Source organism: Salmonella sp. SAL00653 (assembly GCF_046552515.1).
In the GTDB taxonomy this organism is placed as follows: Bacteria; Pseudomonadota; Gammaproteobacteria; order Enterobacterales; family Enterobacteriaceae; genus Salmonella; species Salmonella enterica.
This window is the reverse complement of the sequence record NZ_JBGDTY010000002.1, coordinates 178,365-190,130: the sequence shown is the minus strand read 5'-3', so window position 1 is coordinate 190,130 and position 11,766 is coordinate 178,365. Positions and strand designations below refer to the sequence as shown.

Genomic DNA, 11,766 nt, shown 5'->3' with positions numbered 1-11,766 from the left:
GAATTAACGCAGAATATTTTTCTCAGCCAGATCCAGTGCGAAGTAGCTGAAAATCAAATCGGCGCCGGCGCGTTTAATCGAGCCCAGACTTTCCAGCACGACCTTTTCTTCATCGATGGCGCCAGCCATAGCAGCAAATTTAATCATGGCGTATTCACCGCTCACCTGGTAAGCGCCAAGCGGCAACTCTGTGCGTTCGCGGATTTCACGCAGCACGTCCAGATACGCGCCGGCCGGTTTCACCATTAAGCAATCCGCGCCCTGGGCTTCGTCGAGCAGTGATTCGCGAATCGCTTCACGGCGGTTCATCGGATTCATTTGATACGTCTTGCGGTCGCCTTTTAACGCGGTGCCCGCTGCTTCACGGAAGGGGCCGTAGAAAGAAGAGGCGAACTTGGTGGAGTAGGACATTATTGCCGTATCGGTAAAACCGGCGGCATCCAGCGCCTGGCGGATAGCCTGGACTTGTCCATCCATGGCCGCGGAGGGCGCAATAAAATCTGCTCCAGCCGCCGCCGCGATAACGGCCTGCTTGCCGAGGTTGGCCAGCGTCGCATCGTTATCCACACCGTGTTCGCACAATACGCCGCAGTGGCCGTGCGAGGTGTATTCGCAGAAGCAGGTGTCGGACATAACGATCATCTCCGGCACGGTTTGCTTACAGATGCGGGACATTCTTGCCACCAGGCCGTCTTCTTTCCAGGTATCGCTGCCGGTGTCATCAGTATGGTGAGAAATGCCGAAGGTCATAACGGAACGAATGCCAGCATTTGCGACACGTTCAATCTCTCGCGCCAGCTGCTTTTCCGGGATACGCATTACGCCGGGCATGGCATCAATAGCTTTGTAATCGTCGAGTTCTTCTTCAACAAAGATCGGCAACACCAGGTCGTTCAGGCTAAGTGTTGTCTCTTCAAACATAGCGCGCAGCGCAGCGGATTTGCGCAGGCGGCGAGGGCGATGGATAAGGTCTGTCATGGTCTGCCTGATGTTTGTGGAATCGAAGGCCCAGTATACCTGAATCTGCAGGCAGATGTTTTACGAAAACGGTCCTTAACGTAGCAGGCGCAGCCCCGGCGGCGGCAGAACATGGCGCTTCTTTTATATACCGAAGATTAATACCTCAGGCACTATATCATTTTAAATAAGAATTAGTTTTACGTTGTTTTTAGTTTTATTTCATCGTCATTTAAGTAAATGTGGGTTTCAACATTATTCATGTTTATTTTGTTTTTCTTTAATCCATATTTATCTTATATGTGTTTTGTTTTTTTATTTTCTTGTAAGGCCATGAAAAAGAATGCTTTTCAATTATAAATTTTCCTTTTATTACGTCCTTTTAATTCATGTCCGAATCCGGACTGAGGATAAAGAATAATTGAACCTTTTAGCAATGACACCGCATAATCCTCCTTGCTAAACATCTATATGTTTTTATGCATTGATAATTGATGGATCAACTATATTACGTCCCTGAGGAGGGATGACAAATGCACTCCTGGAAAAAGAAACTTGTAGTCTCACAATTAGCATTGGCTTGCACTCTGGCAATCACTTCTCAGGCGAATGCTACTACATACGATACTTTTGGGTACCATGACGATGCGGCCACTGTTTTTGGCTGGGATGATACCAACGACCATGACTATCTAACTTATGGTGGTTATGTCTACAACACCCCAGCTAGTGATAGCGGCTATTTTGATACAAAATTTACTGGTGACACTGTAAATGGCGTTATTTCAACTTATTATCTGAATCATGATTACGCCAATGATACTGCGAATACATTGGATGTTACCAACTCAACCATTCATGGTATGATTACTTCTTACCAGATGGGCTACGGTCAATATGTTTGGACTAACGGTAGTGATTATACGACCCATGATTGGGTTGATGATGATACTTTTAATCTAAATATTTCTAATTCTACAATCGATGATGACTTTGAGGCGTTTTACTTCACTGATACCTATCTCGATTCTGATGGAAAAACAGTCAAAACCGATTATGACAAATTGGTTACTGCTGGTTTAGGCACTGCTATAACCCTTGATGTTGAAAGTAATATTAATATTACTAACAATTCTCATGTGGCTGGTATTGCTCTTTACCAAAATGATCTTGGCAATTCAACATATACAACCGAAGCACATCAGTGGGATAACACTATTAACGTAGCGAATTCAACTGTAACTTCAGGCTCCTGGTCCGAAGATGAGGAACAAGGCCATTTTGGCAATTCAAGTGAACCAAGCGATTATAATGGCAATGGTTGGAATAAAGATGATGTTGCTTTAGCTTTTGTTGACGATCCTTATTCAAATTACCGTATGGTAAACAACGTTACGTTTACCGACTCGCAGTTACTGGGGGATGTCGTCCTTGAGAGCTCCTGGAATTATAATTTCTATTCTAATGGCCGTTTAGTCGATGATTCCACTACTGTCTATACGAATGGTGGTTGGGCAGATGATGATCAAAACGTTGATCACCTGACATTGACCCTGAATAACACTAAATGAGTTGGTGCGGCGGTTAATTATTCACAGTCAATGGATCCAGTGCAATTCTATGATGTTGATGCCAATAGCTTAGATCCAGACTCGACTAATTATGATGCCTGGGGACGTGTTAATAGTGCTGCTTCCTTCCAGAGCGGTATCTTTGACGTCAGCTTGAATAATGGATCTGAGTGGGATACCACAAAAACATCTGTAATAGATACCTTAGCAGTAAATAGCGGCTCTCAGGTTGATGTCGCTAATGGCTCCAATTTAACCGCTGATACCATTACTCTAAACGGTGGTTCAGCTATGAACATCGGGGAAGGTGGCTACGTTGATACTGATCACCTGACCGTTGATACTTTCAGTACAGTTACTTCGGCTGATGATGTCAGCAGTGCATGGAGTGATGATGCACTGTATGCTAATACTATTACCGTAACTCACGGTGGTATGTTAGATATTCAAACCAACAATACAAACGCAGATAGCGTCATTGATACTGATACGTTAGAACTGACTAGCAGTAACGTTGCGGATAATAATGGCAATGTTTATGCTGGTGTGTTCAACATTCATAGCAATGACTATACCCTAAATGCCGATTTGGTGAACGACCGTACCTGGGATACCACTCAGGCTAACTACGGTTACGGCGTTGTCGCGATGAACTCTGATGGTCATCTGACTATCAACGGTAACGGCGATATCAACAATGGTGACGAGACTGATGCAAGTAGCACCACTGACAACGTTGTAGCGGCCACTGGTAATTATAAAGTGCGCATCGACAACGCTACTGGTGCCGGTTCTGTTGCGGATTACAAAGGTAACGAGCTGATTTATGTCAATGACATAAACACCGACGCTACCTTCTCTGCAGCAAACAAAGCTGACCTGGGTGCTTACACCTATCAGGCTAAGCAGGAAGGCAACACTGTCGTGCTGGAACAGATGGAACTGACCGACTACGCTAACATGGCGCTGAGCATTCCTTCTGCGAACACCAATATCTGGAACCTGGAACAAGACACCGTTGGTACTCGTCTGACCAACGCTCGTCATGGCCTGGCGGATAACGGCGGCGCATGGGTAAGCTACTTCGGCGGTAACTTCAACGGCGACAACGGCACCATTAACTACGATCAGGATGTTAATGGCATCATGGTCGGTGTTGATACCAAAGTTGACGGTAACAACGCTAAGTGGATCGTTGGTGCGGCAGCAGGCTTCGCGAAAGGCGATCTGAGCGATCGTACCGGTCAGGTGGATCAGGACAGCCAGTCTGCCTACATCTACTCTTCCGCTCGTTTCGCAAACAACATCTTTGTTGACGGTAACTTAAGCTACTCTCACTTCAACAACGATTTGTCTGCTAACATGAGCGACGGTACTTACGTTGACGGCAACACCTCTTCTGACGCCTGGGGCTTCGGCTTGAAACTGGGTTATGATCTGAAGCTGGGTGATGCAGGCTACGTAACGCCTTACGGCAGCGTATCCGGTCTGTTCCAGTCCGGCGACGACTACCAGCTGAGCAACGACATGAAAGTTGACGGTCAGTCTTACGACAGCATGCGTTATGAACTCGGTGTAGATGCAGGTTATACCTTCACTTACAGCGAAGATCAGGCGCTGACCCCGTACTTCAAACTGGCTTACGTTTACGACGACTCCAACAACGATGCTGACGTAAACGGCGACTCTATCGACAACGGCGTAGAAGGTTCTGCGGTACGTGTTGGTCTGGGTACTCAGTTCAGCTTCACGAAGAACTTCAGCGCCTACACCGATGCTAACTACCTCGGCGGCGGTGATGTTGATCAAGACTGGTCTGCAAACGTTGGTGTTAAATATACCTGGTAATCATTTTCTCTCAGGAGAAATAAAGGTAATTTAAACTGAAAAATGCCCGTCAAGGACTTGACGGGCATTATTGCAAGGAATGCATATGTTATCTTTAAGCAAGCCACTACAGGAATTCTACAGACTCGATAAATGCCTTTCTAAGCATGGTACGCGTTTCGAGTTTGTTAATGATAAAGAGATTATCTGTTCACCTGATGAAAGTAATACCCATACCTTTGTTATTTTAGAGGGGGTTGTTTCGTTAGTTCGGGGTGATAAAGTTCTTATTGGTATTGTGCAGGCCCCCTTTATTTTCGGCTTAGCCGATGGTGTGGCGAAAAAAGAGGCACAATATAAATTAATTGCGGAGAGCGGTTGCATCGGTTATCGCCTCTCATCATCACAAACTCTCGCCATCATTGAGCAGAACCAACTGTGGCGTGAAGCCTTCTGTTGGATAGTATGGAAAAGTCAGGTACTGGAGCTTCGTGACAAGCAGCTCATTGGTAATAATTCTTACGACCAGATTCGTGCGACGTTAATGACAATGATTGAGTGGGATGAAGAACTTCGCTCACGTATTGGTGTTATGAATTATATCCATCAACGAACGCGCGTATCGCGATCGGTGGTGGCGGAAGTCCTCGCGGCCCTGCGTAAGGGTAATTACATTGAAATGAATAAAGGCAAACTGATCAGTATTAACCGTTTGCCCTCCGAATATTAACAAAAAGGTTGCGCCTCGTCTGATATAGCGCGAGGCGCGACGACTCAGGATGCAGGAATAGCAATCGGTTTATTGCCGCTTAGCTCAGTAACCAAATCGTTAATCCCGTCGCTTATATTGGTAAAACGCGTGAGGGGGGAACGGGTTACGACCACAAAAGCGCCAATATTATATTGTGGGATCATCGCCATATAGGTAATAAAACCGCCGCCGCCTCCTGTTTTCTGGATAATGCCAGGACGTCCGTCTTTTGGCGCCATATAGACCCAACCCAGACCGAGCGCGTCGGCTTTACCCGGTACGTCCATCCCAATGATTTTCTTTAACTGTGTGCGCTGATAAATCAACGTTTGCATACGATCGGCCTGTTGGCTACGGTGATAGAAATCTGACGACAGATACTGTTGCATCCAGCGCATCATATCTCCTGGCGTAGAATAGACTCCGCCGCTGCCAATGGCTGCCAGCGTATTATTACAGGGGCTTGCGCCTTTTTCTGCCACCATCAGACGCTTACACTGATCGGGAGAGGGGGTAAACGTGGTGTCTTTCATTCCCAGCGGGCGGGTAATCTTTTCTTCAAACAGTTGCGTATAAGGTTTGCCGGAGGCGGTCGCCAGCGTGTCGGCTAACAGGTCGAACGCCAGATTGGAATAGGCCGCCTGCGAGCCTGGCGCGACTTTTAACGTTACTGTGGAGAGCCAGCTCCAGCGTTGTTCGCGGGTTGGCCAGACAAATACCGGACGATGCGCCGCGCCGCCGGGCTGTTCTCGCGGAAGCGCGCTGGTATGGGTCGCTAAGTTGACCAACGTAATCGGCGTGCCTTGATACGTCGGGACATGCGCGCCGGGAGGCGCATATTTGCTGAGAGGATCGTTTAATTTTACCATTCCCTGATCGAGCAATTTTACCAACATTTCACTGGTCATTAGCTTGGTGAGCGAAGCGATACGAATGACCGAATCAAGCTGTGGACGAACATTATTGCCCGGTCTGGTGTCACCGAAACTACGAAACACGCGTTGATTGCCGTCGATCACCACCAGCGCCATGCCCGTGGCGCCGCTACCATAAAAGATATGCTCGGCATAACGATCAACGATATCAGAGGCAAAAACCGGATCGGCAATCGGCTGAGCCGCCTGGACAGAAGTAAGTGATGCCGCAAACAGCATGGCAGTAAAAAGCAGACTACGTTTCAACGGTGATGCCCATAAGTGAAATAACGGTGGTTATGCGTATTTATACTACCCGGCGGCACATTGCAAAACGTTAAAGAGAAAAAAGTGGGTGAAAAAACGTAACGGCGGGTTTTCGTGATGGAGAATGTTTACTTTTGTGATAGAGCGCTTGTGATAACCTGATAGCGTCAGCGTGCCTGCTTAGGATGAAACTCGTCGAAACAATTCTGTTGAGCAGAAATGCGAACTAAGCGTCACAACGTAGGTCACAATGCCTGGTTTAGCCCTTTCATTTGCGTGGGCATGGCGTGCTATTGCCGCCGTCACAGCAGCCGTAATAAAGATAAGAAGTTAGCAGGAGAGCATGATGTTTAAATCTTTTTTCCCAAAGCCAGGGCCGTTTTTCATGTCGGCGTTTGTTTGGGCGCTGATCGCCGTCATTTTCTGGCAGGCGGGAGGAGGAGATTGGGTGGCGCGACTTGTGGGGGCATCCGATGAAGTGCCTATCAGCGCAGCGCGCTTCTGGTCGCTGGACTATCTGATTTTTTATGCTTATTACCTGATTTGCGTGGGGTTATTTGCAACGTTCTGGTTCATCTATAGCCCGCACCGCTGGCAGTACTGGTCGATACTTGGCACCTCGCTCATTATTTTTGTCACCTGGTTTTTGGTGGAGGTTGGCGTCGCGGTTAACGCCTGGTACGCGCCGTTCTATGATTTGATTCAAACGGCGCTCAGCTCGCCGCACAAGGTCACTCTTGGTCAATTTTATCATGAAGTGGGGGGGTTTCTCGGTATTGCGCTTATCGCCGTGGTGATCGGCGTGCTGAACAACTTCTTTGTCAGCCACTATGTATTTCGCTGGCGTACCGCAATGAATGAGCACTATATGGCGCACTGGCAGTACCTGCGCCATATCGAAGGGGCTGCCCAGCGTGTGCAGGAAGACACCATGCGTTTTGCCTCTACACTGGAGAACATGGGCGTGAGTTTTATCAATGCCATCATGACGCTCATCGCCTTTCTGCCGGTGTTAGTCACCCTGTCAGCGCATGTGCCGAATTTACCCATCGTAGGGCATATCCCTTACGGCCTGGTCATTGCCGCCATAGTCTGGTCATTAATGGGGACGGGCCTGCTGGCGGTCGTCGGGATCAAATTGCCGGGGCTGGAATTTAAAAATCAGCGAGTGGAAGCCGCTTATCGTAAGGAGCTGGTCTACGGTGAAGATGACGCCAGCCGCGCCACGCCGCCCACCGTCCGTGAACTGTTTAGCGCGGTGCGCCATAACTACTTTCGTCTCTACTTTCACTATATGTATTTCAACATCGCGCGCATTCTCTATTTGCAGGTCGATAACGTTTTCGGTTTGTTCCTGCTGTTTCCTTCCATTGTTGCCGGTACGATTACGCTGGGGCTGATGACGCAAATCACCAACGTGTTTGGCCAGGTGCGCGGTTCGTTCCAGTATTTGATTAACTCCTGGACGACGCTGGTGGAGCTGATGTCTATTTATAAACGTTTACGTAGCTTTGAACGCCAGTTGGATGGTCAGCCAGTTCAGGAAGTGACCCACTCTTTTAGCTAACAGAAGGAAACGTTATGTCGGCGGCGTCCCGTCTTTATCCTCTGCCTTTTCTGGCGGTTGCCATATTGGCTGGCTGTAGTAGTCAATCCGGGCAGCCGGTGAGCAAGGGCGAGAAGCCTGTCGACGTGGCAAGCGTAGTACGTCAGAAAATGCCGGCCAGTGTCAAAGACAGAGAGGCCTGGGCGAAAGATATCGCGACAACGTTTAAGAGCCAGGGGCTGGCGCCGACGGTAGAAAATATCTGTTCGGTGCTGGCTGTCGCCCAGCAGGAGTCCGGTTATCAGGCGGATCCTGTCGTGCCGGGGCTAAGTAAAATCGCCTGGCAGGAGATTGATCGCCGCGCTGAACGACTACACATTCCGCTGTTTCTGGTGCACACCGCGCTGAAAATTAACTCCCCCAACGGCAAGAGCTATAGCGAACGCCTGGACACGGTAAAAACCGAAAAACAGCTTAGCGCTATTTTTGATGATTTTATCAATATGGTTCCTATGGGGCAGACGCTATTTGGCTCATATAACCCGGTGCATACGGGCGGCCCGATGCAGGTCAGCATTGCCTTTGCCGAACAGCACGCGAAAGGTTATCCGTGGAAGATGGCGGGTACGGTACGTCAGGAGGTCTTTACGCGCCGTGGCGGGTTGTGGTTTGGAACTTACCATTTGCTGAATTACCCGGCGAACTACAGCGCGCCTGTTTTCCGCTTCGCCGACTTCAACGCGGGATGGTACGCCAGCCGTAACGCTGCGTTCCAGAATGCCGTCAGTAAAGCCAGTGGGGTAAAACTGGCGCTGGATGGCGATCTGATTCGTTATAACAGCAAGGAACCGGGCAAAACAGAGTTAGCGGTACGCAAACTGGCAGGGCAGTTGGGAATGAGTGAGCGTGAAATTCGCAGCCAACTGGAGAAAGGCGATAGCCTGGCGTTTGAAAAAACGGCGCTCTACAAGAAAGTCTATAAACTGGCCGAGGCCAAAACGGGCAAGACGCTTGCGCGGGAAATGTTGCCCGGTATTCAACTGGAAAGTCCGAAGATCACGCGCAAGCTGACGACCGCCTGGTTTGCTAAACGAGTTGATGAGCGGCGGGCGCGGTGTATGGGGCGATAAATTTCGCGCTGGGATATTTTCTCCAGCGCGCTAAGGTTTATTGGTGACGGTGACGCCAGCGTAAAAACGCGGCGATAACGGCAAAAATGAGGCAGCCCGTGAGGAAGGGCACCAGGCCAAAAATCGTCCCGACGCCCAGCCCAATCTCTACCCGCGGTCGACCTGTATCCTGTACCTGCATCAGATGCTCATAGATGCCTGGCGCATGAACCAGCAGGTTTAAGAGTTGCGCTCCGGCCCAGAAGCAAAACAGTACAAATATGGCGTAAGCAATATTTCCGGGCGTAGAGGAGGTTTCTCGATGCTTCCCGCTGAACAGCGATTTTGAGAGAGTGAAATCAGCCATAAAGACCTCCAGGATGATCGGCTACGATCTGGCGTTATGCCATCGGCTTACTGTGAAGTCTGACAGGTCATTGTGTTTGTCAATATCAGAATCATGGTAATTTCACATACGGAATGTATCCATCGCGTAAATTTTTGTTAGTTGTCACAAAACGATCACTTTTATCAAAATCAATTAACATTTAAGAAATTCCGTATCCCCCACAGACTCGCTCGCCAGAAGTATGCAAAAATACGTTTTTGTTGCTGTTAATACGTCGGAGTCGTTATGCGTTTGCCTGTAAAAATTCGTCGTGACTGGCACTACTATGCCTTCTCTATTGGCCTTATCTTTATTTTGAATGGTGTCGTAGGATTGCTGGGTTTTGAGGCGAAAGGATGGCAAACCTATGGCGTTGGGCTGGTAACGTGGATTATTAGCTTCTGGCTGGCGGGGTTCATCATTCGCCGGCGCGAAGAGGATGAGGTAAAAGACGCCCGATAAACGTTGCGCTATCGGGCGTGCGCTATTACATCGTGGTTTTTAAGGCGTTATTCGCCGCATGGCGTTCCAGCGCCAGCTCAATCAGGCGGCTGATCAAATCGGTATAGCCCAGTCCGCTCGCCTGCCAGAGTTTTGGATACATACTGATATTGGTAAAACCTGGCAGCGTATTAATCTCGTTAATCACGACCTCATTGTCTGCCGTTAAGAAGACATCGACACGCGCCATACCCGCGCATCCCAGCGTCTGATAAGCCTGGATCGCGATCGCGCGGATCTTGTCATTCACCTCGGAAGGGATCTGCGCAGGCACGACAACTTGTGCGCCATTATCATCAATATACTTAGTATCGTAGGCGTAAAATTCGCTGTTCAGTACGATTTCGCCGCAGGTACTGGCCTGTGGGTTATCGTTACCTAATACGGCGCATTCGATCTCGCGCCCTTTGATCCCTTGCTCCACCACCACTTTATGATCGAATTCGAAAGCCAGCGCGACCGCCTGCTGATATTGCGCTTCGTTAGCGACTTTACTGACGCCGACCGAAGAGCCCTGATTGGCGGGCTTAACGAACAGCGGCAGTCCCAGACGGGATTCAACCTCGGCAAAACTAAACGCGTGACGATTCGTTCGGGTGAGTGTAATAAACGGGGCGATATTCAGTCCTGCATCGCGTAGCAGTCGTTTGGCTACGTCTTTATCCATGCAGGCTGCGGAGCTCAGCACGTCTGAACCGACAAACGGTAAGTTTGCGACGCGCAGCATCCCCTGCAATGAGCCGTCTTCGCCCAGCGTACCGTGGACGATAGGAAAAATAACATCTACCGTCGGTAGCGGCTGCCCGTTTTGGGCGTTAATCAATTGGTGTTGATGTTTGCCAGGCACCTGGGCCAGACTGATTGCCGAAGGACGTAGCGCGATATGTGCCGGATCGTCTGCATTCTGCAAATAATTTTCCGCATCGTTAACATGCCATTGTCCCGCCTTATCTATCCCTAACAGCACCACGTCGAAGCGGGTTTTATCGATCGCATCAACGATATTTTTCGCTGATTGCAAAGACACTTCATGTTCCGCCGACTTACCGCCAAATACTATTCCTACCCGCAATTTCGCCATCTTAAAAACCCATTCCATCGAATGCAAAGCGTATACATTACCACGACAAAACGCGGGTTTCGCGGGGTTCTGCCATAATGTTTATGGGATGTGAGAACGGAGGCCGCGTGAGAGGTAAGGGTTTTCTGATTATTGTGCTGTTGGGCGGTATTGGCGGGCTGGGATATCGTTATCTTCCCTCTTATTATAATCCTTTTGCTCCGCAACAACTTGCCGATCCGCCAGGCTGGATCACTACCTTCAAACTACAGCGCCTGACGCCGTCGCAGTGTCGGGAGCTGTTGACGGCGGCCAATCAACAGGGATTAATTTCATCACAACCTGTTGCGGATAGCGCTGGTGAATGTCCCTTGTCCCATGTTATGCGCGTCAGAGATTTTGGCCAGGTCAAACTGAGCAGCAGTTTTTTAGCCTCCTGCCCGTTGGCGCTGCGCTCCGCGCTGTTTGTCGAACAGCAGGCAAAACCTTTAACAGAAACGTGGATGAAGCGCCGCCTGACCCGCATCGAACATCTGGGTAGCTATGCCTGCCGTAATATTTATCACCGCCCGGATGCGCGTCGCAGTGAACATGCCAGCGCAGAAGCGCTGGATGTCAGCGGGTTTCAGCTATCAGATGGCCGAAAAATCACTGTTCTGCGCGGCTGGGGGCGTCAGGAGACGGGGCCCTGGTTACGCGCTATGTTAAACGCCAGTTGCCATTATTATGGCAATGGGCTCGGGCCTGACTATAACGCTGCTCATGCTAACCATTTTCATCTTGGAATGCGGGGCTACGGCGTGTGTCGTTAAAGCATAAACGTCTGCCTTGCGCGGCTATATAATGTGACATGTTTCACAAAAATGATGAACGGG

Annotated in this window: 9 protein-coding genes and 1 pseudogene; 6 read left to right on the top strand and 4 right to left on the bottom strand. The window is 49.3% G+C overall.

The features are described from left to right. Positions 1-3: 3 nt before the first annotated feature. Entirely contained in the window at positions 4-978 is a 975-nt protein-coding gene (gene hemB, locus ACLJRU_RS03655; protein WP_000130730.1) for a porphobilinogen synthase, read from the bottom strand. A 512-nt stretch (positions 979-1,490) separates the two neighbouring features. On the opposite strand from hemB, the pseudogene ACLJRU_RS03650 reads away from it, so the two are divergent. Both ACLJRU_RS03650 and iprA read left to right on the top strand, forming a co-directional pair. Continuing rightward, a pseudogene (locus tag ACLJRU_RS03650) lies at positions 1,491-4,376 on the top strand (autotransporter outer membrane beta-barrel domain-containing protein). An 85-nt stretch (positions 4,377-4,461) separates the two neighbouring features. Then, positions 4,462-5,085 carry a hydrogen peroxide resistance inhibitor IprA gene (gene iprA / locus ACLJRU_RS03645; RefSeq protein ID WP_000950242.1) on the top strand — a complete coding sequence of 208 codons (624 nt, stop codon included), beginning with the start codon at positions 4,462-4,464 and terminating at the stop codon, positions 5,083-5,085. Between the two features lie 44 nt (positions 5,086-5,129). On the opposite strand, the gene ampH is transcribed toward iprA, so the two are convergent. Beyond that, entirely contained in the window at positions 5,130-6,287 is a 1,158-nt protein-coding gene (gene ampH, locus ACLJRU_RS03640; RefSeq protein WP_001539270.1) for a D-alanyl-D-alanine-carboxypeptidase/endopeptidase AmpH, read from the bottom strand. Between the two features lie 346 nt (positions 6,288-6,633). Between ampH and sbmA the strand changes: the two genes are divergently transcribed. After that, complete coding sequence (gene sbmA, locus ACLJRU_RS03635; protein ID WP_000477019.1) at positions 6,634-7,854, top strand: peptide antibiotic transporter SbmA; 1,221 nt, start codon at positions 6,634-6,636, stop codon at positions 7,852-7,854. 14 nt (positions 7,855-7,868) lie between these two features. Beyond that, complete coding sequence (gene yaiW / locus ACLJRU_RS03630; protein ID WP_001271418.1) at positions 7,869-8,963, top strand: surface-exposed outer membrane lipoprotein YaiW; 1,095 nt, start codon at positions 7,869-7,871, stop codon at positions 8,961-8,963. Positions 8,964-9,000: 37 nt separating this feature from the next. On the opposite strand, the gene ACLJRU_RS03625 is transcribed toward yaiW, so the two are convergent. Beyond that, the gene (locus tag ACLJRU_RS03625) at positions 9,001-9,309 is read right to left on the bottom strand and encodes a YaiY family protein (RefSeq protein ID WP_000763139.1); all 309 of its coding nucleotides are present in this window, start codon (positions 9,307-9,309) and stop codon (positions 9,001-9,003) included. Positions 9,310-9,576: 267 nt separating this feature from the next. Here ACLJRU_RS03625 and ACLJRU_RS03620 point away from each other — a divergent pair, with 267 nt between their 5' ends. Further along, positions 9,577-9,792, top strand: coding sequence for a DUF2754 family protein (locus ACLJRU_RS03620; RefSeq protein ID WP_001239243.1), 216 nt, complete (start codon positions 9,577-9,579; stop codon positions 9,790-9,792). Positions 9,793-9,817: 25 nt separating this feature from the next. On the opposite strand, the gene ddlA is transcribed toward ACLJRU_RS03620, so the two are convergent. Continuing rightward, on the bottom strand, positions 9,818-10,912 hold the full coding sequence (gene ddlA / locus ACLJRU_RS03615) for a D-alanine--D-alanine ligase (protein ID WP_001096587.1): 1,095 nt from the start codon (positions 10,910-10,912) through the stop codon (positions 9,818-9,820). A gap of 77 nt (positions 10,913-10,989) precedes the next feature. Here ddlA and ACLJRU_RS03610 point away from each other — a divergent pair, with 77 nt between their 5' ends. After that, positions 10,990-11,703: an extensin family protein gene (locus tag ACLJRU_RS03610; protein ID WP_024148673.1), complete on the top strand. Its 714-nt coding sequence runs from the start codon at positions 10,990-10,992 to the stop codon at positions 11,701-11,703. The last annotated feature ends 63 nt before the right edge of the window (positions 11,704-11,766 follow it).